Origin of the sequence: Nocardioides fonticola, from assembly GCF_039536805.1 — a bacterium.
In the GTDB taxonomy this organism is placed as follows: domain Bacteria; phylum Actinomycetota; class Actinomycetes; order Propionibacteriales; family Nocardioidaceae; genus Nocardioides; species Nocardioides fonticola.
In genome coordinates this window covers 1-23,992 of sequence record NZ_BAAAZH010000033.1, presented here as the reverse complement: position 1 = coordinate 23,992, position 23,992 = coordinate 1, and the positions used below count along the sequence as shown (strand labels likewise).

Annotated in this window: 24 protein-coding genes; 11 read left to right on the top strand and 13 right to left on the bottom strand. The window is 72.7% G+C overall.

Translation table 11 applies throughout. The features are described 5' to 3' along the window. Nucleotides 1–27 precede the first annotated feature (27 nt). Nucleotides 28–1,491, bottom strand: coding sequence for a glutamate-cysteine ligase family protein (locus tag ABD671_RS20465; RefSeq protein ID WP_344735351.1), 1,464 nt, complete (start codon nt 1,489–1,491; stop codon nt 28–30). A gap of 89 nt (nt 1,492–1,580) precedes the next feature. Further along, the gene (locus ABD671_RS20460; protein ID WP_344735350.1) at nt 1,581–2,552 is read right to left on the bottom strand and encodes a DUF4192 domain-containing protein; all 972 of its coding nucleotides are present in this window, start codon (nt 2,550–2,552) and stop codon (nt 1,581–1,583) included. A gap of 185 nt (nt 2,553–2,737) precedes the next feature. Between ABD671_RS20460 and ABD671_RS20455 the strand changes: the two genes are divergently transcribed. Next, on the top strand, nt 2,738–4,138 hold the full coding sequence (locus tag ABD671_RS20455) for a DNA polymerase IV (protein WP_344735348.1): 1,401 nt from the start codon (nt 2,738–2,740) through the stop codon (nt 4,136–4,138). Nucleotides 4,139–4,143: 5 nt separating this feature from the next. Here ABD671_RS20455 and ABD671_RS20450 read toward each other — a convergent pair whose 3' ends face one another. From ABD671_RS20450 to ABD671_RS20440, 3 genes are read right to left on the bottom strand one after another with little or no spacing between them, the layout of a single operon-like run. Further along, nucleotides 4,144–4,986, bottom strand: a complete 843-nt coding sequence (locus tag ABD671_RS20450) for a 5-oxoprolinase subunit C family protein (RefSeq protein WP_344735346.1) — start codon at nt 4,984–4,986, stop codon at nt 4,144–4,146. Continuing rightward, entirely contained in the window at nt 4,983–5,591 is a 609-nt protein-coding gene (locus ABD671_RS20445) for a 5-oxoprolinase subunit B family protein (protein WP_344735344.1), read from the bottom strand. Before ABD671_RS20445 ends, ABD671_RS20450 begins: the two co-directional genes overlap by 4 nt. Beyond that, nucleotides 5,591–6,271: a LamB/YcsF family protein gene (locus ABD671_RS20440; RefSeq protein WP_425574943.1), complete on the bottom strand. Its 681-nt coding sequence runs from the start codon at nt 6,269–6,271 to the stop codon at nt 5,591–5,593. Before ABD671_RS20440 ends, ABD671_RS20445 begins: the two co-directional genes overlap by 1 nt. Nucleotides 6,272–6,308: 37 nt before the next feature. Here ABD671_RS20440 and ABD671_RS20435 point away from each other — a divergent pair, with 37 nt between their 5' ends. Further along, on the top strand, nt 6,309–8,453 hold the full coding sequence (locus tag ABD671_RS20435; protein ID WP_344735340.1) for a S9 family peptidase: 2,145 nt from the start codon (nt 6,309–6,311) through the stop codon (nt 8,451–8,453). A gap of 300 nt (nt 8,454–8,753) precedes the next feature. Beyond that, nucleotides 8,754–9,719, top strand: a complete 966-nt coding sequence (locus ABD671_RS20430; RefSeq protein WP_344735337.1) for a sigma-70 family RNA polymerase sigma factor — start codon at nt 8,754–8,756, stop codon at nt 9,717–9,719. Between the two features lie 72 nt (nt 9,720–9,791). Here the strand turns inward: ABD671_RS20430 and coaE are convergent, their stop codons facing one another. Then, nucleotides 9,792–10,376, bottom strand: a complete 585-nt coding sequence (gene coaE, locus ABD671_RS20425) for a dephospho-CoA kinase (RefSeq protein WP_344735335.1) — start codon at nt 10,374–10,376, stop codon at nt 9,792–9,794. A 43-nt stretch (nt 10,377–10,419) separates the two neighbouring features. Here coaE and ABD671_RS20420 point away from each other — a divergent pair, with 43 nt between their 5' ends. Next, nucleotides 10,420–11,715: a class I adenylate-forming enzyme family protein gene (locus ABD671_RS20420; RefSeq protein WP_344735333.1), complete on the top strand. Its 1,296-nt coding sequence runs from the start codon at nt 10,420–10,422 to the stop codon at nt 11,713–11,715. Here the strand turns inward: ABD671_RS20420 and ABD671_RS20415 are convergent. After that, nucleotides 11,700–12,647: a helix-turn-helix domain-containing protein gene (locus tag ABD671_RS20415; protein WP_344735331.1), complete on the bottom strand. Its 948-nt coding sequence runs from the start codon at nt 12,645–12,647 to the stop codon at nt 11,700–11,702. The two genes, ABD671_RS20420 and ABD671_RS20415, sit on opposite strands and share 16 nt — an antisense overlap. Before the next feature lie 95 nt (nt 12,648–12,742). On the opposite strand from ABD671_RS20415, the gene ABD671_RS20410 reads away from it, so the two are divergent. Next, nucleotides 12,743–12,958 (top strand): hypothetical protein, encoded by a 216-nt coding sequence (locus ABD671_RS20410; protein ID WP_344735330.1) that lies wholly within the window; start codon nt 12,743–12,745, stop codon nt 12,956–12,958. Here the strand turns inward: ABD671_RS20410 and rpsA are convergent. Continuing rightward, complete coding sequence (rpsA, locus tag ABD671_RS20405; RefSeq protein ID WP_344735329.1) at nt 12,942–14,399, bottom strand: 30S ribosomal protein S1; 1,458 nt, start codon at nt 14,397–14,399, stop codon at nt 12,942–12,944. The two genes, ABD671_RS20410 and rpsA, sit on opposite strands and share 17 nt — an antisense overlap. A gap of 351 nt (nt 14,400–14,750) precedes the next feature. Here rpsA and ABD671_RS20400 point away from each other — a divergent pair, with 351 nt between their 5' ends. The 3 genes from ABD671_RS20400 (at nt 14,751) to ABD671_RS20390 (ending at nt 18,813) form a co-directional block, all read left to right on the top strand. Continuing rightward, nucleotides 14,751–16,904, top strand: a complete 2,154-nt coding sequence (locus tag ABD671_RS20400; RefSeq protein ID WP_344735328.1) for a hypothetical protein — start codon at nt 14,751–14,753, stop codon at nt 16,902–16,904. A gap of 137 nt (nt 16,905–17,041) precedes the next feature. Continuing rightward, entirely contained in the window at nt 17,042–17,947 is a 906-nt protein-coding gene (locus ABD671_RS20395) for a hypothetical protein (protein WP_344735327.1), read from the top strand. After that, complete coding sequence (locus ABD671_RS20390) at nt 17,944–18,813, top strand: class I SAM-dependent methyltransferase (RefSeq protein ID WP_344735326.1); 870 nt, start codon at nt 17,944–17,946, stop codon at nt 18,811–18,813. The genes ABD671_RS20395 and ABD671_RS20390 overlap by 4 nt, the downstream gene beginning before the upstream one ends. Before the next feature lie 12 nt (nt 18,814–18,825). Here ABD671_RS20390 and ABD671_RS20385 read toward each other — a convergent pair whose 3' ends face one another. Both ABD671_RS20385 and ABD671_RS20380 read right to left on the bottom strand, forming a co-directional pair. Continuing rightward, a complete protein-coding gene (locus tag ABD671_RS20385; RefSeq protein ID WP_344735325.1) occupies nt 18,826–19,119 on the bottom strand; it encodes a hypothetical protein in 294 nt (97 codons plus the stop codon). Between the two features lie 196 nt (nt 19,120–19,315). Continuing rightward, nucleotides 19,316–20,185 carry a sigma-70 family RNA polymerase sigma factor gene (locus ABD671_RS20380; protein ID WP_344735408.1) on the bottom strand — a complete coding sequence of 290 codons (870 nt, stop codon included), beginning with the start codon at nt 20,183–20,185 and terminating at the stop codon, nt 19,316–19,318. Between the two features lie 82 nt (nt 20,186–20,267). Between ABD671_RS20380 and ABD671_RS20375 the strand changes: the two genes are divergently transcribed. Together ABD671_RS20375 and ABD671_RS20370 are read left to right on the top strand one after the other, a co-directional pair. Further along, complete coding sequence (locus ABD671_RS20375) at nt 20,268–20,504, top strand: hypothetical protein (protein ID WP_344735324.1); 237 nt, start codon at nt 20,268–20,270, stop codon at nt 20,502–20,504. Nucleotides 20,505–20,556: 52 nt separating this feature from the next. Beyond that, a complete protein-coding gene (locus ABD671_RS20370) occupies nt 20,557–21,300 on the top strand; it encodes a DinB family protein (protein WP_344735323.1) in 744 nt (247 codons plus the stop codon). A 61-nt stretch (nt 21,301–21,361) separates the two neighbouring features. Here the strand turns inward: ABD671_RS20370 and ABD671_RS20365 are convergent, their stop codons facing one another. Then, complete coding sequence (locus ABD671_RS20365) at nt 21,362–21,658, bottom strand: hypothetical protein (RefSeq protein WP_344735322.1); 297 nt, start codon at nt 21,656–21,658, stop codon at nt 21,362–21,364. Nucleotides 21,659–21,798: 140 nt separating this feature from the next. On the opposite strand from ABD671_RS20365, the gene ABD671_RS20360 reads away from it, so the two are divergent. Continuing rightward, the gene (locus ABD671_RS20360; RefSeq protein ID WP_344735321.1) at nt 21,799–22,773 is read left to right on the top strand and encodes a hypothetical protein; all 975 of its coding nucleotides are present in this window, start codon (nt 21,799–21,801) and stop codon (nt 22,771–22,773) included. A gap of 28 nt (nt 22,774–22,801) precedes the next feature. Here the strand turns inward: ABD671_RS20360 and ABD671_RS20355 are convergent, their stop codons facing one another. After that, on the bottom strand, nt 22,802–23,161 hold the full coding sequence (locus ABD671_RS20355; RefSeq protein WP_344735320.1) for a hypothetical protein: 360 nt from the start codon (nt 23,159–23,161) through the stop codon (nt 22,802–22,804). 112 nt (nt 23,162–23,273) lie between these two features. Beyond that, nucleotides 23,274–23,992, bottom strand: a 719-nt coding sequence (locus ABD671_RS20350) for an HNH endonuclease (protein WP_344735319.1), incomplete at its 5' end; no start/stop codon positions are given.

The window sequence follows — 23,992 nt, the reverse complement described above, 5'->3', positions numbered from 1 at the left end:
GTCGGTGCCGGGCGTCGGTGCCGGGTGTCAGTGCCAGGTGTGCACCGGCTCGTTGGTGTGCATGCGGGCGCGGTAGTCGAGCAGCACGTCGCGCAGCACCTGGGTGCGGTCGGCACCGCCACGGGCCCGCACCTGCCGAACGAACCACTCGGCGCCGTTGACGCCGGTGAGGCAGCGCTGCTCGATGACGCCGAGGTAGCGGTCGCGCTCGGCCGCGGCCACACCCCACCGCTCCAGCCCCTCGTGGGCGAGCGGCAGCAACCGGCGCAGGGTCAGCTCGGTGGCGCGCACGTGCCCGAGGCCGGGCCAGTAGACCAGCGCGTCGATGCCGTGGTGCGCGGCGGTGTGGACGTTCTCCTCGGCGGCGCTGAACGACATCTGCGACCACAGCGGGCGCTCGCTCTCGGCGAGGGCGCGCACGAGACCGAAGTAGAAGGCCGCGTTGGCCACCGTGTCGAGCACCGTGGGGCCGGCACCGAGCACCCGGTTCTCCACACGCAGGTGCGGGACGTCGTCGACGACGTCGTAGACCGGGCGGTTCCAGCGGTAGATCGTGCCGTTGTGCAGGCGCAGCTCGGCGAGGGACGGCGTGCGGCCGGCCTCGAGCTCGGCGAGCGGGTCCTCCTCCTCCACGACCGGCAGCAGCGCCGGGAAGTAGCGCACGTTCTCCTCGAAGAGGTCGAAGACCGAGGTGATCCAGCGCTCGCCGAACCACACCCGCGGCCGCACGCCCTGCGCCTTGAGCTCCTCGCTGCGGGTGTCGGTGGACTGCTCGAACAGCGGCAGCCGGGTCTCGCGCCACAGCTCGCGGCCCAGCAGGTACGGCGAGTTGGCGGCCACGGCCACCTGCACGGCGGCGATCGCCTGGGAGGCGTTCCAGTAGGCGGCGAACTCCGCCGGTGAGGTCTGCACGTGGAACTGGGTGCTGGTGCAGGCCGCCTCGGGCAGGATCGAGTCGGCGGTGGTCTCCAGCCGCTCCGGCCCGGCGATGCGGATCGCGATGTCCTCGCCGCGGGCGGCCAGGATCTGCTCGCTGAGCAGGTGGTAGCGGGGGTTGTCGCTCAGGTACTCGGCCCCCAGGTGCTCGGCCTGGAGCGTCGGGAGGATGCCGATCATCACCAGGTGGGCACCGACCCCGGCCGCGTGCTCCTCGGCGGCGTTGAGGGAGTCGCGCAGCGTCGTCTCGAACCCCGTCAGCGCGCCGTCGGCCAGCGCCGCCGGCGCGACGTTGATCTCGACGTTGAACCGGCCCAACTCGGTCTGGAAGTCCGGGTCGTCGATGGCGAGCAGCACCTCGGCGTTCTTCGGTGCCGGGTCGCCGGCGGCGTCGATGAGGTTGAGCTCGACCTCCATCCCGGTCAGCGGTCGGTCGGTATCGAACCGCGATTCGCGCAGCATGCGGGCCAGCACGTCGAGGCAACGCCGGATCTTCTCGCGGTGGCGCGTGCGGTCGGCCCGGGTGAACTCCTGCGCCTCGACCTCTTCTCCCATGACGACAACCTAGGGGGCATCGGCGCCACCCGGGGAGCCTCTCAGGTGAGGTCCGGACCAGCCGGCCGACAGCTCCCCGGGCCTGCCGCTCAGGGACCGGTGACCGGGGCGTAGGTCTCGGGCGGCACGGCGGCAGCGAGGCCCTCGGCGACCATCGCCGCCACCGGGTCGGCCGGCTCGTCCTCGATCGCCCGGTCGACCGCGCACCAGGCCAGGGCGCCGTCGCCGACGTAGGCGGCGGCGAGCGCCGCGAGCGCGGCGGGGCCGACCACCCAGCCGGACGGAGCGCACCGCACCAGGTGGATCCACAGGTCGAGGTGGGCCCGGGCCTCGGCGCGCGAGGGTGCGCACCAGGCGTGCCGGCGCCCCCGGTAGGAGCGCACCGCGCGGATGAGCCGGACGACGACGATCGGATCGAGCGCCTCCCCGGCCTCCAGGGTGGCCACGGCCGCCAGCACCGCCTCGCGCAGGCGCGCGGGGCCGAGCAGCGGGTTGAACGCGGCCGGGGCGTCCTTCCAGATCGGCCGCAGCGCGGTCCAGGCGTCGACGTCGGGGCGCAGGGAGTCGACCAGATCGGTGCGCCGCGGCAGCACCACGTGGCCGGCGTGCACCGCCTCGGCGAGGAACCGGTGACCCCACGGGTCGATGGGCAGCCCGTCGGGTGGGAGGTCGTCATCGTCGCCGGTGAGGCCGTGGAGCCGCCCGTCGTGGTAGCGGACGGCGTCGATCACCCCGATGCCCGCCTCGAGGAAGGCGTCGATGAGCGGGTGCACGAGCGGCAGGCAGCGCGCGGCGTCGGCGCTGAAGTAGAGGAACGCGACCCGCTCGACGCCGTGCTGGACCGCGGGGCGGCGCAGCACCTGCGTGACGGCCTCGACGGCTGCGCGGTCGGGCGGGTCAGGGAGGTCGAGGCGGGCGTGGAAGGTGCGCCGGCCCGGGGCGAAGGTCAGCATCACGAGGGACTCGGTGGGCTCGAACCCGAGGGTCACGAGCGAGCAGGCGACGAGGTCGGCCGGGTCGTGGGCGGTCAGGCGCAGGGTGGGGGCGGTGGTCTCGGTCATGCGACCACCGTCGGCCGCGGGACGGGTCGCGGGACAGCCGGTGATCGGGATCTGTGGAGGGCCGGTGCCGCGGGGGTGCCTGTGGAGGATCGGCGGCCTCCCCCGGCTGGTGATGGCCGGTGGCGGCTGGAGGTGCCTGGTGGTGGCCGACGCCCGCTGTCGGTGCCGGCGGGTAGGTTCCGCTCGTGCGCGCCCACGCCTCGGTCCTGCATCTGGACCTCGACGCCTTCTTCGCGGCCGTCGAGCAGCGCGACAAGCCCTCGCTGCGCGGCAAGCCGGTGGTCGTCGGGGGCGTCGGCGGTCGCGGCGTGGTGGCGACGGCGTCCTACGAGGCCCGCCGCTACGGCGTCCGGTCGGCCATGTCGACCCGCGAGGCCCGCTCCCGCTGCCCGCACGCCGCGTTCCTCTCGGGTCGCTTCCACGCCTACCGCTCGACGAGCCGTGCGGTGATGGAGGTGCTGCGGGCGGTCTCCCCGCTGGTCGAGCCGCTCTCGCTCGACGAGGCCTTCGTCGACCTCGCGGTCGCCACCGATCCGGCGCTGGGGGGCCTGGGCATCGAGGAGGTCACGGCCTTCGCCGAGGAGCTGCGAGGCCGCGTGCACGAGGCCACCGGCGGCCTGACGGCCTCGATCGGGGTCGGCACCAGCAAGTTCATCGCCAAGGTCGCCAGCGACCTCGACAAGCCCGACGGGCTCGTCGTGGTGGCACCGGGCACCGAGCGCGACCTGCTGCGCCCGATGCACGTCTCGGTGATCCCCGGCGTCGGACCGGCCACGGCCGAACGCCTGCGGCGTGCGGGCATCCACACCGTCGCCGACCTCGAGTCGGTCACCCTCGACGAGCTGACCTCCTTGGTCGGGCGGGCGCACGGCACCGGCCTGTTCCATCTCGCCCGCGCCGAGGACGACCGGCCGATCGTGGCCGAGCGGGAGGCCAAGTCGGTGAGCGTCGAGGGCACCTACGACACCGATCTCGTCGACCGTCGCCTGCTCGAGGCGCTGGTGACCCGTCAGGCCACCGAGGTCGCCGCCCGGTTGCGGAAGAACGGCCTCTCCGGCCGCACGGTGACCCTCAAGGTGCGCCTGCACGACTTCACCACCCTCAGCCGCTCCTCCACCCTGCCCTCGCCCACCGACGAGGCCGCGACCATCGCCCGACTGGCCCGCACCCTGCTCGGCGACCTCATCGACCAGCAGGTGACCGTGGGCGGCGTCCGGCTGCTCGGCGTCGGCGTCTCCGGGCTGGCCGACTGGGTGCAGGAGGACCTCTTCGGCCCCGACCTCCTGGGCACGGCCGACACCGCGGCGTCCGACGACGGCGACGACGGCGACGAACCTGCCGACGCCGAGGCGGACGACGTCGTCCTGCCCGATCGCGCGGAACGTTCCTGGGCGCCGGGCCACGACGTCGAGCACACGACCCTGGGGCGCGGCTGGGTCTGGGGCACGGGCCGCGGCGTCGTCACCGTGCGCTTCGAGACCCGCGACTCCCCCGCCGGCCCGGTGCGCAGCTTCCGCGTCGACGATCCGGAGCTCACGCCCTGGCGCCCGCAGGACGACGGAGGCGAGGAGGCCTCCGACACCTGAGAGTCTCAGGCCCGCGCGAACCGGACGACGTCGCCGGGACGCACCTGCGCGCACCGGTCGACGTCGCGGGGGTCGACGACGCCGACCACCGGATAGCCGCCGGTCGTCGGGTGGTCGGCCAGGAAGACCACCGGCTGCCCGTCGGGCGGCACCTGCACGGCGCCGAGCACCATGCCCTCGCTCGGGAGCTCCGCAGCCGTCCGCGCGATCGCCGGCCCGTGCAGCCGCAACCCGATGCGATCGGAGTCCGACGCGACCCGGTAGGCCGCCCCGAGCAGCCCGTCGAGGACGCCGTCCGCGAACCGCCCGGCGTGCGGCCCCGGGTGCAGTCGCAGGATCGGGGCGGTCACGGGCGGGAGGGCGTCGCCGATGCCGGGCGGACCTGCCGCTGCGTCGAGGGGCAGCACGTCGCCGACCGCGATCGCGGGCGGACCGACCCACGCGAGGGTGTCGGTGGCGCGGCTGCCGAGCACGGGCGGCAGCGCGACGCCGCCGCCGATCGCAAGGTAGGTGCGCAGGCCGTGGGACGCCGTCCCGACACGCAGCCGGGCGCCGGCGGGCACCCGCACGGCGCGGCCCCACGGCACGGGTCGGCCCTCCACCTCGACCGCGGCGACGGCTCCGGTCACCGCCGCCCAGCAGGCATCGCGCACCCGCACCTCGAGACCGCCCAGCAGCGACTCCAGGACGGCGGCCGACGGCGCGGCGCCGACGAGCCGCAGCGCCTGGGCGGCCGCCCCACGGTCGAGGGCACCGGCCCGCGGGACGCCGATCGCGGCGAACCCGGGGCGGCCGCGGTCCTGCACCGTGGTCAGCGGCCCGGTGGCGAGCACCTCCAGCCGGTTCATCGGCCGACGAACCGCACGCGCGTGCCGGGGGCCAGCAGGGCCGGCGGGTCGGCGTCGGCGTCGAAGAGCACGACCTCGGTGCGCCCCACCAGCTGCCAGCCGCCCGGGGACGCCGTCGGGTACACGCCCGCCCAGGTGCCCGCGAGCGCGACCGATCCCGCCGGCACCCGCGGCCGCGGGCTGGCCAGCCGGGGCAGCGCCCAGGCCTCGGGCAGGCCGGCGAGGTAGGCGAAGCCGGGGGCGAACCCGCAGAACGCGCTGCGGAACTCGTGGGCCTCCAGCCGGGCGACGACCTCGGTCGGCGAGCAGCCCCAGTAGCCGGCGACCGCGTCGAGGTCGGGCCCGTCCCAGCTCACCGGCACCTCGACGAGCGGCCCCGCGCCGTTCGGCTCCCCCGCGACCACGCATGCGGCGAGCGCGGGGAGCACGGCGTCGGCGAGATCGGTCTCGACGGCCTCGACCAGCACGCTGGCGGCTCCGGGCACGACGGCGACCTCGGGCAGCAGCCCCTCCTCCGCGAGCGCGCGCACCCGGGCGGCGGTGGCGGCGGCCGCGCCGGCGTCCGGCACGTCGAGCAGGACGCCGCGGGGACCCGCGCGCCGCATCAGAGGCCTCGCAGCCGGTAGCCGGCCGCCTCCAGGGCACGACGGACGGCGCGCGCGTGGTCGACGGCGCCGGGATGGTCGCCGTGCACGCACACGGAGTCGACGCGGGCGGCGAGCTCGACGGCCCGCGCGCAGATCAGCGCCCCCTCCTCGATGACGGCCCCGGGCCGATCGCGGGGCACGAGCCGGCCCGACGGCAGCTCGGCGCGGTCGGGGAAGCCCTCGCGGTGCACGAGGCGACCCGCGGCCGCCGCGAACTCGAGGAGCCGCCCCGGCATCCCCAGCACGGGCAGGTCGTCGGAGCCGTCGAGCACGGCGCGCGCCTGCTCCTCGTCGTCCAGCGTGCGGTGGTAGAGGGCGCCGTGGGGCTTGACGTAGCGCACCTCGAGACCGGCGGCGGCCGCGGCGTCGCGCAGCTGCCCGACCTGGTCGGCGACCTGCTCGCGCAGCGTGGCGTAGGCGACGTCGAGCGCGACGCGACCGAAGTTCGGGCGGTCGGCGTAAGAGACCTGCGCCCCGACCGAGACCCCGCGGACGGCGGCCTCGGCGCACACCTCGCGCATGATCGCGTTCGAGCCCGCGTGGTAGCCGCACGCCACGTTGGCGCTGCTGACGACCGCCAGCAGCGCGGCGTCGTCGGTGACCTCCTCACCGAGGTCGGCGTTCAGATCGACCTGCACCGGCCTGACGGTAGTGCCCGGGCCGTAGGGTCGCCGCATGCAGTCCGAGCAGCCGCCGATCGCCGAACGCCGTCCGACCACCCGCGAGATCCACGGCCGGGTCCGCACCGACGACTACGAGTGGTTGCGCGACAAGGAGTCCCCCGAGGTCCTCGCCTACATCGAGGCCGAGAACGCCTGGACCCAGCAGCAGACCGCGCACCTCGCCGACCTGCGCACCGCGATCTTCGAGGAGATCAAGGGCCGCACCCGCGAGACCGACCTCTCGGTGCCCACCCGCAGCCGCGGGCACTGGTACTACGGGCGCAGCTTCGCGGGCCGCGAGTACGGCGCGAGCTGCCGGGTGCCGGTGCTCGACCCCGACGACTGGACGCCGCCGGTGCCGGCCGAGGACTGCACCCCCGACCAGCCCGCGCTGCCGGGCGAGGAGGTGCTGCTCGACCTCGACGCCCTGGCCGAGGGCCACGACTTCTTCTCCCTCGGCGGGTCGAGCGTCAGCCCGGACGGCGCCCTGCTGGCCTACGCCGTCGACACGGTCGGCGACGAGCGCTACACCGTGCGGGTCAAGGACCTCGCCACCGGCGACCTGCTCCCCGACGAGCTGGTCGGCGTGCTCGGCGGCGGCACCTGGGACCGCGCCGGGGAGAACCTCTACTACTCCACGGTCGACGAGTCCTGGCGCCCCGACAGCGTGTGGCGGCACCGGCTCGGCACCCCGCAGAGCGACGACGAACTGGTCTTCCACGAGCCCGACGCCCGCTTCTTCGTCGGCGTCGGCCGCACCCGCAGCGACCGCTTCCTGGTGATCGCCGCCGGCTCGAAGAACACCTCGGAGTACCGCTTCCTCGACGCCGACGACCCCGACGCCGGTTGGCGGGTCTTCGCCGAGCGCGTCGAGGGCGTGGAGTACTCCCTCGACCACGCGGTCATCGGCGGCGAGGACGTCTTCGTGGTCACCCACAACGCCACCGGCCCCGACTTCGAGGTCGGGCTCGCGCCGATCGCCCCGACCCCGGCGTCCGGGTGGCGGGCGCTGATCCCCCACGACCCGGCGGTGCGCATCGAGGACGTCGACGCGTTCGCCACCCACCTCGTGGTGCACCAGCGCAGCGAGGGCCTGACCCAGCTGCGCATCCTCGAGCTCGGCGAGGGCCCGCACGGGGTCGCCGACGACTACCGGGTGGAGTTCGACCGCGACATCTACACGATCGGCGCCGGCGGCAACCCCGGCTTCCACCAGCCCACGGTGCGGCTGGGCTACACGACGATGGCGGTGCCGTCCTCGGTCTACGACTACGACGTGCGCACCCGCGAGCTGCGGCTGCTCAAGCAGTCGGAGGTGCTCGGCGGCTTCGATCCCGCCGACTACGAGGAGCACCGGCTGTGGGCCACCGCGCCCGACGGCGAGCAGGTGCCGATCTCGATCGTCGCCCGGGTCGGCGCCACCGCGAGCGGCCCGGTGCCCACCCACCTCTACGCCTACGGCTCCTACGAGATGAGCACCGACCCGTACTTCTCGGTGGCGCGGCTCAGCCTGCTCGACCGCGGCGGCGCGTTCGCCATCGCCCACGTGCGCGGCGGCGGCGAGATGGGACGCCGCTGGTACGACGACGGCAAGCTGCTGCGCAAGCGCAACACCTTCACCGACTTCATCGCCTGCGCCGAGCACCTCGTGGCCACCGGGTGGTCGACGCCGTCCACGCTGGTAGCCGAGGGCGGCAGCGCCGGCGGGCTGCTGATGGGCGCGGTCGCCACGATGGCGCCGCACCTCTTCGGCGGGGTCGTGGCGGCGGTGCCGTTCGTCGACAACCTCACCACCATGCTCGACGCCTCGCTGCCGCTGACGGTCACCGAGTACGACGAGTGGGGCAATCCGGAGGCCGACCCCGAGGTCTACGACTACATCGCCTCCTACGCGCCCTACGACAACGTCACCGACGGCGACTACCCGCCGATCCTGGCCGAGACCTCCCTCAACGACACCCGGGTGCTCTACGTCGAGCCCGCGAAGTGGGTCGCCCGGCTGCGCGCCAGCCGCCCCGATCGGCGTCCCGACGTGCTGCTGCGCACCGAGATGGCGGCCGGACACGGCGGGGTCTCGGGCCGGTACAAGGCCTGGCACGACCGAGCGTTCACCCTCGCCTGGATGCTCGACCGGATGGGACTGGCCCAGACCGGTTGAGACCCGCAGCACAACCCGGGCCCTCCACCCATCCGACCGGGCCGTCGTACCGAAGCACGATCAGGACTGTCGCCTCGCCGGCACGTCTCGATCGGACGCCGATCGGCATCCCCCACGGGGGAGCCCTGAGAAGTCCCTGAGATTCGGGTCGTCGGGAAACTACCGCCCGCCGTGGTTCGTCGGTCCCCACTGAAGGCCCACCCCTTCGATGGTTTCCGGAATCGGGAATCGGAGGACAAGGGAGGGCGTTGAGGAGAACGGAATCCGGAGAACGGACTCCGCCTACGAGGAGGGTCCCCCATGGCTAGCACTGCAACGACGACGACGCGCTCGGCCACCCGCGAGATCGAGGGTCGCGACAGCGTCGGGCTGTACCTGGACGAGATCGCACGCAACCCGCTCCTCGACGCCGCCGCCGAGGTCGAGCTGTCGAAGACCATCGAGGCCGGCCTGATGGCCGAGCACCTGCTCGCCGAGGGCCGCATCGGCCGTCGCAAGGGCGGCGCGCCGGGTCAGGCCACCCAGGAGGAGCTCGAGTGGCTCGCCGAGGAGGGGCGCCGCGCGGTCGACCAGTTCATCACCGCCAACCTCCGCCTCGTCGTCTCCATCGCCCGCAAGTACGGCCGGGCCCAGATGCCGATGCTCGACCTGATCCAGGAGGGCAACACCGGCCTCATCCGGGCGGTCGAGAAGTTCGACTACACCAAGGGCTACAAGTTCTCCACCTACGCCACGTGGTGGGTGCGCCAGGCGATCACGCGCGGCATCGCCCAGCAGGCCCGCGTCGTCCGGCTCCCCGTGCACGTGGTCGAGGAGCTCAACCAGGTCGGCGGCGCCCGCCGCACCCTGGAGCGCCAGCTGGGCCGCGACCCCGAGCCGGCCGAGATCGCCGCCGAGCTCGGCATGGAGCTCGAGCGCGTGCTCGACCTGCTCTCGTGGGGCCGCGAGCACGTCTCGCTCGACACCCCGGTCGACGAGGACGGCGACACCTCGCTCGGCGACCTGATGGCCCAGGAGACCGCCCCCGGTCCCGACCTGACGGTGCTCGACGTCGAGTCCCGCGAGCGGCTCAACAGCCTGGTCGGCCAGCTCGACGAGCGGGCGGCCGACATCATCCGCAGCCGCTACGGCCTGGTCGACGGCCGCCAGCACAAGCTGGCCGACATCGGCCTCAAGCACGGCATCTCCGCCGAGCGGGTGCGCCAGCTCGAGCGGGAGGCGCTGCAGAAGCTGCGCCGCTTCGCCGACCCCGACCTGGCGGCCTGACGCCGGTCGACACGATCGAGGCCCGTCGCCCTCTCCGTAGGGGCGACGGGCCTTCGTGCGTCCTGCGGCCGGTCAGTCGCGCAGGTCGGCGAGCACCTCGAGCACCCGGGCCTCCAGCTCGGCCAGCGTGCCGGTGTTCTCGATGACGTGGGTGGCGATGGCCAGGCGCTGCTCGCGGGTGGCCTGGGCCGCGATGCGGGCCTCGGCGTCCTCACGGGTCATGCCGCGGTCGCGCAGCATCCGCTCGATCTGGAGCTCCGGCGGCGCGTCGACCACCAGGACGGCGTCGAACCCCTCCGCGCGTCCGGACTCCGCGAGCAGCGGGATGTCGTGGACGACGACGGCGCCCTCGGGCGCGTTCTGCTCCAGCTCGGCATAGCGCTCGAAGACGAGCGGGTGGACGATCCCCTCCAGCACGCGGCGCTTCTCCTCGTCGCCGAAGACCAGGCGGCCCACGGCGGGCCGGTCGAGGTCGCCCTCGGGGGTGAGCACCTCGGGGCCGAACGCCTCGACGACTCGCGCGAGGCCGGGTGTGCCGCGCTCGACGACCTCGCGCGCCAACTGGTCGGCGTCGATGACGACCGCCCCCTGCTCGGCGAGGATCCTCGCCACGGAGCTCTTGCCTGAGGCGATCCCGCCGGTGAGTCCCACGCGCATGGGGCACAACCTACGGCGTCGCCCGCTCCGCGATACTGGACGGGTGAGGCTCCCCGACCTGCGGCCCGGCGACCGGGTGGCGCTGTTGACGCCGGGGTCGGCCACCTACCTCGACGTCGTGCTCGGCCTGCTGGGCGAGGGCGTCGTCCCGATCCCGCTCGACCCGCGCCTGACCGCGGTCGAGCGCGAGCGGATCCTCGGCCCGCTCTCCCCCGCCCTGCGCGTGGAGGACGACGAGGTGCTCGCCGCCGTGGCCGAGCGGTTCCCGCGGGTGCCGGGGCGACTCCCCCGCGCCCGGCCCATGCACTGCACGAGCGGAACGACCGGGGTGCCGAAGGGCGTGTGGTCGGGTCTGCTCGACGACGCCGCGGCCGCCGCGCTGGTGGCCGAGGAGCGCGACCTGTGGGGGTTCGCGGCCGACGACGTGAACCTGGTGCTCAGCCCGCTCTACCACTCCGCGCCGCTGCGCTTCGCCACCGGCACCTTGCTGGTGGGCGGCCGGGTGGTGATCCCGGGGCCGTTCGACCCGGCCACCGTCACCGCCGCCATCGAGCGCGACCGGCCGACGACGATGTTCTGCGTGCCGACGCATCTGCAGCGGCTCTTCGCGCACTGGGACGCCGTCGGCACGCCCGACCTCTCCTGCTTCCGATTGGTCGCGCACGCGGGCGCCCCCTGCCCGCGCGAGCTGAAGGAGCGCCTCATCGCCACCTTCCCGCCGGGCACGACCTGGGAGTTCTACGGCTCGACCGAGGGACAGTTCACCGCCTGCCGCAGCGAGGAGTGGCAGCAGCGCCCGGGCACCGTCGGCCGGGCGCGGCCGGGCCGCGAGCTCAGCGTCGACGACGACGGCCTCATCTGGTGCGTGGTGCCCGAGCACGCCCGGTTCAGCTACTGGGGCGCTCCCGAGAAGACGGCCGCGGCATGGCGGGAGACGCCGTCCGGACCCGCCTTCACCGTCGGCGACCTGGGGCGGCTGGACGCCGACGGCTACCTCCATTTCGACGGGCGCCGCGAGGACCTCGTCATCACCGGCGGCGTCAACGTCTACCCCCTCGAGGTCGAGGAGGCGCTGCGCGAGCACCCCGACGTCGCCGACGTGGCGGTGCTCGGCGTCGACGACCCCCAGTGGGGTCAGCGGGTCTGCGCCGCGGTGGTGCCGCGCAGCGACGCCGCCACCGCGGAGTCGCTGGGCGCCTTCGCCCGCGAGCGGCTGGCGCCGCCGAAGCGGCCCAAGACGTGGCTGCTGGTCGACGACCTGCCGCGCACGCTCACCGGCAAGGTGCGCCGCGACGACCTGCGGGCGTTGCTGGAGGGCCCGCCTCAGCAGGCGAACTGACGGCGGTAGGCCTGGGGGCTGACCCCGCGGGCGCGGGTGAAGTGCTGGCGCAGGGCGGCCGCCGTCCCGAAGCCGACGCGGGAGGCGATGAGGTCGATGGTCAGGTCGCTGCGCTCGAGGAACTCCTCGGCCACCCGCACGCGGGCGGCGGTGACCCAGGCGTGCGGGGTGGTGCCGACCTCCTCGCGGAAGCGGCGGGCGAAGGTGCGCGGCGACATGTGGGCCCGGCGGGCGAGCACCTCGACCCCGAGGTCGTCGTCGAGGTGCTCCTCGATCCAGGCCAGCAGCGGTGCGAAGGTGTCGGCGGCCCGGTCGGGCACGGGGCGGGCGATGAACTGGGCCTGACCGCCGTCGCGCTGGGGCGGCACGACCATGCGGCGCGCGACCATGGCCGCGACCGCCGAGCCGAACTCCTGCCGCCACACGTGCAGGCAGGCGTCGAGGCCGGCCGCGGTGCCGGCGCTGGTGACCACCGAGCCGGCGTCGACGTAGAGCACCTCGGGCACCACGCGCGCGGTCGGGTGGAGGCGTTGGAGCTCGTCGGTGTACTTCCAGTGGGTGGTGCACTCGCGGCCGTCCAGGAGGCCGGCGGCGCCGAGCACGAACGCACCGGAGCAGACCGAGAGGATGCGCGCCCCCCGCGCGTGGGCCGCCGCGACCGCCTCGACGACCCGCGGATCGAGGGGTGCCTCGCGCGGGAGGGCCGGGACGCCGACCAGGTCGGCCTCGGCGAGCCGGTCGAGGTCGTCGTCGGCCATGATCGAGAAGCCGGGCACCGTGGTGGGCATCGGACCACGCTCGGGCGAGCAGACCGCGAAGCTCAACCGCGGGACGCCGTCGTCGCTGCGGTCGAGTCCGAAGGCCTCGCAGAGCACCGAGAGCTCGAAGGGGGCGATACCGGGATAGGCCAGGGCGACGACGTCTCGGAGCATGCTGGCCAGCCTACGCCGCCCACTGGCAGGAAATCGACGAATACCGGCATCTCTGCCACTCGTGGCAGGATCTGGACGAGCGGAGAATCTCTGCCATGAGCGATCTCCTGGTCTCCCTCCTCGCCCTCGCCGTCCTCGGGGTCGGCGCCCTCGTCCTGGTGCGGTGGGTCCGTGCCGACGCCTTCGCCTCGATGCCGCGCCAGCACGCGACCCGATCTCGGGAACGCCGAGAGCCCGGCCGCCGTGGGGCGACCGGGCTCTCGATCAGGGGCTCGGCCGTGGCCGAGCTCGGCGTCAGTTCCCGCCGGTGAGCTTCTCGCGCAGGGCCTGCAGGGCCTCGTCGGAGGCGAGGCTGCCACCCTCCTCAGCGGTGCTGGAGGAGTACGAGGTGGCCTCGCCGGCCTCGACCTCGGCCTGCTTGGCCTCGGCCTGCTGCTTGACGTGGGCCTCCCAGCGGGCGTGGGCCTGGGCGTACTGCTCCTCCCAGATCGCGCGCTGCTCGTCGTAGCCCTCGAGCCACTCGCCCGTCTCGGGGTCGAAGCCCTCGGGGTAGACGTAGTTGCCCTGCTCGTCGTAGGTGGCCGCCATGCCGTAGAGCGTGGGGTCGAACTCCTCGATGTCGGTGGACACCGCGGTCTCGTTGGCCTGCTTGAGCGAGAGGGAGATGCGACGACGCTCGAGGTCGATGTCGATGATCTTGACCATGACGTCGTCGTTGACCTGGACGACCTGCTCGGGGATCTCCACGTGGCGCTCGGCCAGCTCGGAGATGTGCACCAGGCCCTCGATGCCCTCCTCGACACGGACGAACGAACCGAAGGGCACCAGCTTGGTGACCTTGCCCGGCACGATCTGACCGATCTGGTGGGTACGGGCGAAGTGCTGCCACGGGTCTTCCTGCGTCGCCTTGAGCGACAGCGAGACGCGCTCGCGGTCCATGTCGACGTCGAGCACCTCGACGGTGACCTCGTCACCGACGGCCACGACCTCCGAGGGGTGGTCGATGTGCTTCCAGGACAGCTCGGAGACGTGCACCAGACCGTCGACGCCGCCGAGGTCGACGAACGCACCGAAGTTGACGATCGAGGAGACGACGCCCTTGCGGATCTGGCCCTTCTGGAGCTGGGTCAGGAAGCCGTGGCGAACCTCGGACTGGGTCTGCTCGAGCCACGCACGACGCGAGAGGACGACGTTGTTGCGGTTCTTGTCGAGCTCGATGATCTTCGCCTCGAGCTTCTGGCCCACGTAGGGCTGCAGGTCGCGCACGCGGCGCATCTCCACCAGCGAGGCGGGCAGGAAGCCGCGCAGGCCGATGTCGAGGATGAGGCCGCCCTTGACGACCTCGATGACGGTGCCCTCGACGACGCCGTCCTCCTCCTTGACCTGCTCGATGGTGCCCCAGGCGCGCTCGTACTGGGCGCGCTTCTTGGACAGGATCAGGCGGCCTTCCTTGTCCTCCTTCTGGAGGACCAGGGCCTCGACCTCGTCGCCCACAGCGACGACCTCGGAGGGGTCGACGTCGTGCTTGATCGACAGCTCGCGCGAGGGGATGACGCCCTCGGTCTTGTAGCCGATGTCGAGCAGGACCTCGTCACGGTCGACCTTGACGATGGTGCCGGCGACGATGTCGCCGTCGTTGAAGTACTTGATCGTCTGGTCGATAGCGGCCAGGAAGTCCTCTTCGGACCCGATGTCGTTGACCGCCACCTGGGGCGCGTCGAAGTCCGTCGCTGCGGAGATGGTGCTCGTCATAAGGGAAGTAGTTCCTCGATGGGCAGAAGTCGTGCGAACGCGCCGGGAGCCCTGTTTCACTATCCATCGGACTCCGGCGCCGGGGCGCCCGCGAGGAGCGCGAGATTCCCACCGGGATCGATAGCGAGCCATATCCGCTCGGTCTGGGACACGACGGACTGCTGACGCAACGCTTCAGCGTACGCCTCCGCGCTCGTCGGAGTCCATTCGCGGACGCCCGCGCGGGCACGGGCGCCATGGTCCGGCCGTGGTCTGGACCGCTGAGGCTGAGAGGGGCCTGTGAGGTCGGCGGGCGGGGGCCGGTCGGCTAGCGTGCAAGGACCCCCCGCCCAGCAGCAGGAGACCCTCCCCATGACGACCCGTTCCCCCCGGGGTCGGCGCAACCTCGCCGCCACCGTCGGCCTGTCCACCCTCGCCCTCTACGGCCTGGTCGGCGTGCCGTTGGCGGCCCCGGCGTCGGCCGCGGCCCTGCCCGTGCCCGCCGGCGCCACCGCCGCGGCGTCCGGCCAGGTGCTGCACGTGAAGGCGCTCAACGTGCCCGCCGCGGGCGTCGCCGCCGCCGACGTCATCCTCGGCCGGGCCGACGGCGCGCTGAAGCCGACCGCGCCGCGGGTGACGGCCAGCGCCAAGAACCTCGACGGCACCGCGCTGACGGCGATCCCGCTCGACCTGCTCTCCAGCGCCGAGCAGCAGGCCGCCCCCGACAACCCGAAGGCCACCCAGGCCTCCCTCATCGCGGGCAGCGTGCCGCTGACGATCCCCGGCGTGCTCGACCTCGGCGTCTCCAACGTCAGCGCCCACGCCCGGTTCCGCGACGACCAGACCTGCCTCACGACCGTGCCGCTGAGCACCTCGGAGGTCTCCACCGCCGACGTCTCCGTGCTCAGCACCCTCGACCTCGGCCCCGGCCTGATCGACCTGCCGGGCACGGCGTCGGTCAAGCAGGGCACCTCCTTCGCGCCCAACGGCTCCCCCAACGGCGGCGCCACGGTCGTCTCCGCGGTGACCGGCTCGACGGCGTCCCTGCGACTGGCCGGCAACAAGCTCCTCGAGGTCACCAGCAAGCCGCTGCTGGTGGCCGAGGCCGACGGCACGAAGGCCGGCACGAAGGTCACCTACACGACCCCGATCGTCACCCTCGGCGGCCAGACCGTCGTGCCCGGCGACCCGGTGAGCCTGCCGGGCGCGCTCGGCCAGCTCATCGAGCTCTCGATCGGCACCCCGACGATCACCCGCGCCGCCGACGGACTCGGCGTCAGCGCCAGCGTGTCGGCCATCCACCTCAAGGTCACCCTCGCCGGCGTCGTCGACATCGCCGAGGTCGACCTCTTCCCGATGACGGCCACCGCGGCGGCGCCCGCGGGCGGCGTCCAGTGCGGCACCGTCAGCGGCCCGAACGACGATGACGACAAGGACGGCCTGACCAACGGCCAGGAGGCCATCGTCGGCACCGACCCGACGAACCCCGACACCGACGGCGACGGCACCGGCGACGCGGCCGAGGACCTCGACGGCGACGGGCTGACCAACCTCCAGGAGTTCTCCGGTTCGCTGAACACCGGCTACGGCAACCAGCCGACCGACCCGACGAAGGCCGACACCGACAACGACGGGCTCAGCGACAGCCAGGAGATCAAGCTCACCGGCACCGACCCGAACAAGGCCGACACCGACGGCGACGGCACCGGCGACGCCCAGGAGGACCCCGACGTCGACGGCCTGACCAACCTCCAGGAGGTCACCGGCTCGGCGAACAGCGGCTTCGGCAACGCGCCGACCAACCCCCTCGACGCCGACAGCGACGACGGCGGTGTCGGCGACGGCGCGGAGATCACCGCCGGCACCGACCCGAACAAGGGCAGCGACGACAAGGCCGCGGCCTCGCCCGACACCGACGGCGACGGGCTCACCGACGCCGAGGAGGCGGTGCTGGGCACCGACCCCACCAAGGCCGACACCGACGGCGACAAGCTCGGCGACGGCCAGGAGGTCAAGACCACCAAGACCGACCCGCTGAACCCCGACACCGACGGCGACGGCCTCAAGGACGGTCCCGAGCTGATCACCTACGGCTCGAACCCGCTCAAGACCGACACCGACGGCGACAAGCTGAAGGACGGCGCGGAGGTCAAGACCTACGGCACCGACCCCGCCGACGCCGACACCGACAACGAGGGCCTCAAGGACGGCGCCGAGGTGAAGACCTACGGCACCAACCCGACCCGGGCCGACACCGACGGCGACGGGCTCGACGACAAGGTCGAGCTCACCGGTTCGGCCAACACCCGCTACAACCGCTGCCCCACCAACCCCAACCGGTTCGACACCGACCGTGACGGCCTGGGCGACGGCATCGAGATCCGCAAGTACCGCACCAACCCCTGCGACCGCGACACCGACGACGGCGGCGTCTCCGACGGTCGCGAGGTGAAGGCGGGCAGCGACCCGCTCGACCCGAAGAGCGGACCCAACCACCCGCGCACCGCTGCGGCGCGGCGCGGCTGACCCCACGGGCCGGGCGGTCCCGCCACCGCTCCGGCCCCGTTCCCCCTGAGAAGACCGCACCTTGGCGGGGCGGGCTCCCCCTGGACCTCCGGGTCCAGGGGGAGTTTTCTTCCCGGCCGATCCCGTACCGTTCTCCCGTGAGCGCCCGCGTGTCCGACTCCGCCCTGCTCCCCGCTCTCGACGAGGCCGACCTCGACGCACCGGCCCCGCGCCCGGCGTCCGGTCTGCTGGCACTCGCCGTGCCCGTCGTCCGCGATGCCGCGCTGCTGCCGCTGCGCCTGGCCGTCGCCGGCACCCAGGCCACGCTGGCCGTGGGTCGCCTCGCCGCGCCCGACGGGCCGATCCGGCGTCCGGGCGGGTACGCCGAGATGGTGCAGCGGGTCATCGGCGAGGGCGGCTACGTGCAGCAGCTCGCCGACATCCTGCTCGCCGAGGGCGGGCCGGTGCGGCTGGCGGAGTTCGCCGCCGAGCTGCTCGACCCCGCACGGCCGCTCGGCCGCATGCTCCAGCGGGACGGCGTCATCGACCGGCTGCTGGGCGAGGACGGTCCGCTGGCGCGGCTGACCGCCGTCGACGGCAACCTCGAGCGGCTGCTCGCCGAGGACGGGCCGGTCGACCGGCTGCTGCGCCCCGACGGCGCGCTGGAGCGGCTGCTCGCCGAGGGCGGCGCGCTCGACCGGCTCATCGAGGAGGAGGGGCTGCTCGACCGGCTGCTGCGCAGCGGCGGCACCCTCGACCGGCTCACCGAGCCCGGCGGCGTCCTCGAGCAGCTGCTGCGGCCCAACGGGCTCGCCGACCGCATCCTCACCGACGACGGGTTCCTGGAGAAGCTGCTCGCCGACGGCGGCACGCTCGATCAGCTGGTCTCGCTCGGCACCACGCTCGAGCACATCAAGCCGCGGCTCGAGGAGCTCGCCGACGTCGTCCCGCAGCTGGCGGCCGCCGCCGACACCCTCGGCCGGGCCGCGACTCCGCTCGGCGACCTCGCCGGACGCATCCCCGGCGGACGTCGTCGCACGCAGGCCGCGGAGGCCGGGGCGTGAGCTCCTCGCCCGCCACTCCCCCGGTGGCTCCCGACTCGCGCGACCACACGCCGTCCGCGCCCGTGCGGGTGGAGCGCCGTGGCGCCGGCGAGGACGAATCGCGCCGCGCCAACTCCGCCGACTGGGACCGCTACGCCGACGAGTACCAGGCCACGCACGGGGAGTTCCTCGGCGACTGCGGGTTCGTGTGGGGGCCGGAGGGGCTCACCGAGGACGTCGCCAGCATCCTCGGGCCGGTCGCCGACCGCGACGTGCTCGAGGTCGGCTCGGGCGGCGGGCAGTGCTCGCGCTGGGTGCGGGTGCACGGCGGTCGCTCGATCGGGCTCGACGTCTCACACCGGCAGCTCCAGCACTCGCGGCGCATCGACGAGAACACCGGCGTCGTCGTCCCGACCGTTCGGGCGACCGCGACCGCGCTCCCCTTCGCCGACGCCTCCTTCGACATCGTCTTCTCCTCCTTCGGCGCCCTGCAGTTCGTGGCCGACATCGACGTCGCCGTCGCCGAGACCGCCCGGGTGCTGCGGCCCGGAGGGCGCTTCGTCTTCTCCATCACCCACCCGACGCGGTGGATGTTCCCCGACGACCCCGGTGAGCCCGGCCTGACGATGAGCCAGAGCTACTGGGACCGCACCCCCTACGTCGAGGTGGACGACGCCACCGGAGAGGTCGCCTACGTCGAGCACCACCGCACGCTCGGCGACTGGGTGGCCCTGCTCGCCGGCAACGGCTTCGTCATCACCGACCTGCTCGAACCCGAGTGGCCCGAGCACCACGACCGCGTCTGGGGCGGCTGGTCGCGCACGCGTGGCCGGTTCGGGCCGGGCACCGCGATCTTCGGGAGCGTGCTGGGGTCGACGGGCCGGTGAGGCGGGGCGCAGTCAGGCCGTGAGTTCCAATGCGCGACGAGCCTCGTCGGCGCTGAGGCGGGAGAGCAGTGTCTGCACCTCAGCCAACTCCCTCTTCGCCGCACGCCGGGTGCGCGCCTCCCTCACTCCGACCTCCCACGATCCGTCCAACGGCCCGACGAGGACTCGATAGCGTCCCTCCCAGGCATCGGGCTGGACGACGGCGGATGCCACCTCGATGAGGACCAGCATCGCCGTGACCAGGCGGCTGTCCGCGATCTCGCCGATCCGAGCCCGGTAGACGTCGGACCCTCGCACCTCGTCCATGCCGACCACCGTACGTGCGCTCAGGCGCTAACGGAGCGAGACCAGCCGCCGTCGGATCTCCCTGTAGACGAGCCGGTGGTCCGGATCGGTAACCGTCGGCGTCGGGCCGGTGGGGTGGGAGTCGGCGCCAACCGATCCCGTCGTCACCGCGTCGCTGTAGGGCGGTCGGGGGTGTCGGGTCAGATGAGATTCGAACTCATCTCTCGCGCCGCGTCGCGCCGTCGCGCCGGACGACGTCGGCGAGCACCGCAGGATCGGCGCGGAACACGATCCGGGCGACCCGGCCGTCGATGATCGTGAAGTCGAAGGCCACCCGGGCCTCGCCGTGCTGGATCCAGGCCGCTCCGGGGCGCTCGCCGAGGTAGGCGGGGAAGGCCGCCTTCGCGGCACCGTCGAAGAACGCGGCGACGGCGTCGCGGCCCTCGATGCGCTCCGGGGTGCCGACCGTGAGGGCGACCGCATCGGCCGTGACGACGGCGTCGGGTGCCAGCAGCTGCAGCAGCCGACCGAGGTCGCCACCGCGCGCGGCCTCGAGGAAGGCGTCGACGATCTCCCAGTCGGCCAGCGCGTCGTGGCCGTCGGGGCGCGCCACCTTCGCCCGTGCCCGCGAGGCGAGCTTGCGAGCGGCGGCCGGGTTGGCCCCGAGCACGTCGGCGATCGTGTCGAAGTCGAAGCCGAAGGTGTCGTGCAGCACGAAGGCGACGCGCTCGCGGGGGCTCAGCCGGTCGAGCACGACCTGCAACGCGATCCCGACGGTGTCGGCGAGGGCGACGTCGTCGGCCGGGTCGGAGCCGCCCGCCAGCTCGGCGAGCTCGGCATCGAGGTCGGCCTCCGGCACCGGCAACCGCTGGCGCAACCGGTCGAGGCAGAGCCGGGTCGTCACGGTGGTCAGCCAGCCGGCGGGGTTGGCGATCTCGGTGGTCGCGCGGGCGGCGTCCCAGCGCAGCCAGGCCTGCTGGACGACGTCCTCGGCCTCGGCGGGATCGCCGAGCACCTGGGCGGCGATGCGCTGCAGGCGCGGGCGTTCGGCCTCGAAGAGGAGCGTCGGGTCGGGGGCGTCGGGCATGGCGGTCACACTTCCATCTCGGGATCCGTCACCTGAGTGACGCACGCCGAGCGGCGTGTGTGACCGCACCTTCGGAGGATCCATGAAGACGATGACCTGCCACGACCTCGGCGGCCCCTGCGACCTCGCCCTCGTGGGCGCCACGGCCGACGACGTCATCAAGGCCCAGGACCGGCACCTCAAGGACGCCGTCGCGGCGGGCGACGCCGTGCACGTGCCGGCCCGGGAGGAGATGAAAGGGCGCTGGAAGCACCCCAAGCGCTCGATGGACTGGTACCGCGGCGTGAAGGAGCGGTTCGCGGCGCTGCCGGAGGGCTGATCCTCCCCGTCGCCGGATGCCGAGTGTCGGCGGGAGATGGCAGGGTCGGACCGTGACCGAAACCCAGCCCGAGACGTTCCTCGACCGTTCGCTGCGCGGCGCCCGCTTCGATCGCTGCGACCTCAGCGGTGTCGTCATGCGCGGTGTCGACGTCGCCGGACTCGATCTCGACTCCCCGTGGCTCGACGAGGGCGAAGCTCTGCTCGTCAACGGCGTCGACGTCGTCCCCTACGTCGAGGCCGAGCTCGACCGCCGCTTCCCCGGCCGCTCGCTGCGCACGGCCTCGGACCCGGCCGGGCTCCTCGCCGCCTGGGACGCCGTCGAGGCGGCCTGGGCGGCGGCCGTAGAGCGGGCGGAGGGCCTTCCGGCCGAGGCCCGCGATCGGCAGGTCGACGGGGAGTGGTCTTTCGCCCAGACCCTGCGCCACCTGGTGATGGCCACCGACGTGTGGCTGCGCGGCGCCGTCCTGGGCATCGAGCAGCCCTACCACCCGCTCGGGCAGCCGAACGCCGAGTTCGCCACCGACGGCTACGACACCTCGGTCTTCGCCGACGGCATCCCGGCCTGGGCCGACGTCCTCGCGGCGCGGGCCAGCCGGCAGGAGCTGGTGCGCGCCTTCATCGCCGACGTCACGGCCGAGGAGCTGACCACCCGCCGCACTCACCCCTGGTCGAGCGAGCACACCGTCGACGTCCTGCACTGCCTGCACACGATCCTGCGCGAGGAATGGGAGCACCTGAGGTTCGCGGTGCGCGACCTGGACGCGCTCGGCACCGACCTCGCTGCCAGGGGCTGAGGGGCGCTGGCGCGCGTCGTCGTGTTCTCCGACTGGTAGGCAGTTCACCCACCGATCCAACTCACCGGTCGATGGCGTCGACCGGCTTCCCGTGGCGACGCGCGTAGGCGATCTCGCGACGCGTCGACTCACCGATGTACCCGTCCGGCGCTACCACGACGACCCGATCCGCCAGGTCGATGCGCCGCAGATGGAGCGCGTCGAGCACTGCCTTCTCCTCCTCGCTCGGCGCGGAATCGAGTTCCGTCGGGGCGAGGACGATGGCCCCGGCCATCGTCAGCCCACTGATCGCCGCGCGCATCTCTGCCCGGAACCTCATCGATCCGCAGATGCAGACGACCTCGGGGCGGGCGGGCACGGGAGGAGAGTAGGGCACAACTTCTCGTAGGAATCACCGCTGGACGAGCGAGGCGTATCTGCGCGGGCCAGAACGACCAAGTCGTGGCACGTCGGCCTTGAGCTCTGGATTGAAGGAGCATGGTTACCGAGGATTGGCTCGTGGAGCGGAAGATCGACTTCTCGCGCGAGCGGCAGATGCTGTGCGAAGAATGCGAGCACCGGTGGATGGTCGACCTCGACTGGATTGATCGCTGGAATCACGGTGGGGAGACCTGCCCTGGGTGCGGCACGAACTGCGAGCGAGAGCGCTCTGCTCGCGTGACGGTCGATCTGACGGATGCGGCACTCACTGATGAAGCAGTTGGAAGTCTCCACTGGTACCACACCAGCACGCAGCAGGACTGGCCGACGAAGGCTTACGACACAGTATCTGAGCTGACTGCAGCAGTCCGAAGATTGATGGGCGGAGACGAAAGGGTCGCCGAATGGGCTGATCGTCAGCGAAAGAGGGCCCTCCACGTCGGCACCTACGAGGCTGCAATTCAGAACATGCTGCGTCGAATCACGGATCAGGACGACAGGGGGCGCCAGTTCTTCCTCTATCGAGTGCATCTGACGCCCACGGTGGTGGTTCGGACCGACTGGCTGATTGACCCCAGTGACTTCGTCGGTGACGTGATGCTTGAGGACGTCTGCCCATCAGGAGTTGATGTAGCTCGCTACCTCAACTATCACGAAGATCCCGGCGGGCTCTCCTTGGCGCTTGGCAGAGACGCGATCGCCAGCGTCCAGCAGGTCGCCGTGCCGCTCACGGGAACCAGACACAACGACTGGGTTGGCCGGGCAGCCGAGACGCTCTTCGCTGCCTCGGACGCCGTAGTCGCTACGAATGGGTACCTCGCCCGCGTTGTACGACTGCCGTCGCCGCGAGCAAACGCGGGCCGCGAGTTGGCCAGGGAGTTGACCGAGCGTCTGCCGGTCAATCTCCGCGACCAATTCGCCTCAGCGGCATCGTTTGACGAAGGAGACGACCCGGAGCAATGGGCGATGCGAGTGGCGGGCCTGTTCGACCTGATCGACGATCCAGGACGCGTCATAGCGACGCTAGATCGGCGACCGCATCGCACGATCTAGGTCAGGGCGGTATGGCCCGCCGGGCCGCCTAGAGTTCGACCCGTTCCTCGCGCACATCGCGGTCGGACCCGACCTTGTAGACGAGGCGCGCGACGGCGGGGCGTGCGGGAAATGCTCGAAGCTCGGCCTCGATGGCTGCGAACAATCGGCCGGCATCCGGTCCGAAGCAAAAGATGATGGCTTCGCCTCCACCGAACTCATTCCCGTCATGCACACCGAGTTGAAGTGCCTGGAGGATCGCAGCGACTCGGCCCTCCAAGGCGCGGATCGCTTCCCGCTCCTCGACAGTTCCGTACTCGTCGCCGGAGAGGGAGTAGTGAATGATCACCGCGTCTTCGGTGCTCAGCTCAGGTTCCGCTGGAGCCTTCTTCTTGCCGAACCACTTCATCGGGCAACAGTCGCACACGTCTTCGTCACCGCCAGCTGGTTTCGAACAGGTCTGACCTTCGTCGCACCCTCGGATGCACGCGTTGCGGCATCGAGTCGGATCGTGATCACGATCAGGGCGCGGGATCTCGGGCGGTGTGGTGGTGGCCGGTGGGGGTGGTGATCCGGATCGGTGCCCCGGGTGTCTCGGGTGGTGGTGGGTGGTGGTGCCAGCCGGGGGCTTCCTTGGCGTGGTTGCACTGCACACACAGGCCCTGACCGTTCGTCAGTGACGTGGGCCCGCCGCAGGCGTGGGGGGTGATGTGGTCGAGGTGGCGGATCGGGGCGTTGCAGTACGGGGTACGACACCAGCCATCCCGCGTGGCGATCAACTCGGCCAGCCCGGCCGGGAAGCACCGCGCCGTGGACTCGATCGCGACCAGATCACGCGTGCCCGGTGCGGTGAACAACCGCTTCACCGGCACCTGCTGCCCCGCCGCCGTAGCGGTACTGATCGCATCGGTCACCCATTGGCGGGCAACGGGTGCGGGGATCGCGTCGATCCACGTCGCGTGGTCGACCCCATCGGTCAGGGTGGCCGGCTCGTCCGTGTCGCCGAGGAGCGATTCGGCGGTCATCACCAGACGCAGGCTGACGGGCGCGGGTTCGGTCAGGGGCTGGCGGCCGGTCACCCGGCCCACCAGGGCATCAGCCATCGCCTGGGAATGACTGGTGGCCTCACCGGTGCCGACCGCGTGGGTCGCAGCAGACTTCAACGCCGCCAGACACGCCACGCCCTCGCGGATCGGGAGCACTGCATGGAGGTGGGTCATGTGGTCATGCCCCGGCCGCA

Coding starts and splice junctions, on each gene's coding strand:
- ABD671_RS20465 (WP_344735351.1), bottom strand. CDS start 1,491: ATGGGAGAAGAGGTCGAGGCGCAGGAGTTCACCCGGGCCGACCGCACG.
- ABD671_RS20460 (WP_344735350.1), bottom strand. CDS start 2,552: ATGACCGAGACCACCGCCCCCACCCTGCGCCTGACCGCCCACGACCCG.
- ABD671_RS20450 (WP_344735346.1), bottom strand. CDS start 4,986: ATGAACCGGCTGGAGGTGCTCGCCACCGGGCCGCTGACCACGGTGCAG.
- ABD671_RS20445 (WP_344735344.1), bottom strand. CDS start 5,591: ATGCGGCGCGCGGGTCCCCGCGGCGTCCTGCTCGACGTGCCGGACGCC.
- ABD671_RS20435 (WP_344735340.1), top strand. CDS start 6,309: ATGCAGTCCGAGCAGCCGCCGATCGCCGAACGCCGTCCGACCACCCGC.
- ABD671_RS20430 (WP_344735337.1), top strand. CDS start 8,754: ATGGCTAGCACTGCAACGACGACGACGCGCTCGGCCACCCGCGAGATC.
- coaE (WP_344735335.1), bottom strand. CDS start 10,376: ATGCGCGTGGGACTCACCGGCGGGATCGCCTCAGGCAAGAGCTCCGTG.
- ABD671_RS20415 (WP_344735331.1), bottom strand. CDS start 12,647: ATGCTCCGAGACGTCGTCGCCCTGGCCTATCCCGGTATCGCCCCCTTC.
- ABD671_RS20410 (WP_344735330.1), top strand. CDS start 12,743: ATGAGCGATCTCCTGGTCTCCCTCCTCGCCCTCGCCGTCCTCGGGGTC.
- rpsA (WP_344735329.1), bottom strand. CDS start 14,399: ATGACGAGCACCATCTCCGCAGCGACGGACTTCGACGCGCCCCAGGTG.
- ABD671_RS20400 (WP_344735328.1), top strand. CDS start 14,751: ATGACGACCCGTTCCCCCCGGGGTCGGCGCAACCTCGCCGCCACCGTC.
- ABD671_RS20385 (WP_344735325.1), bottom strand. CDS start 19,119: ATGGACGAGGTGCGAGGGTCCGACGTCTACCGGGCTCGGATCGGCGAG.
- ABD671_RS20380 (WP_344735408.1), bottom strand. CDS start 20,185: ATGCCCGACGCCCCCGACCCGACGCTCCTCTTCGAGGCCGAACGCCCG.
- ABD671_RS20375 (WP_344735324.1), top strand. CDS start 20,268: ATGAAGACGATGACCTGCCACGACCTCGGCGGCCCCTGCGACCTCGCC.
- ABD671_RS20355 (WP_344735320.1), bottom strand. CDS start 23,161: ATGAAGTGGTTCGGCAAGAAGAAGGCTCCAGCGGAACCTGAGCTGAGC.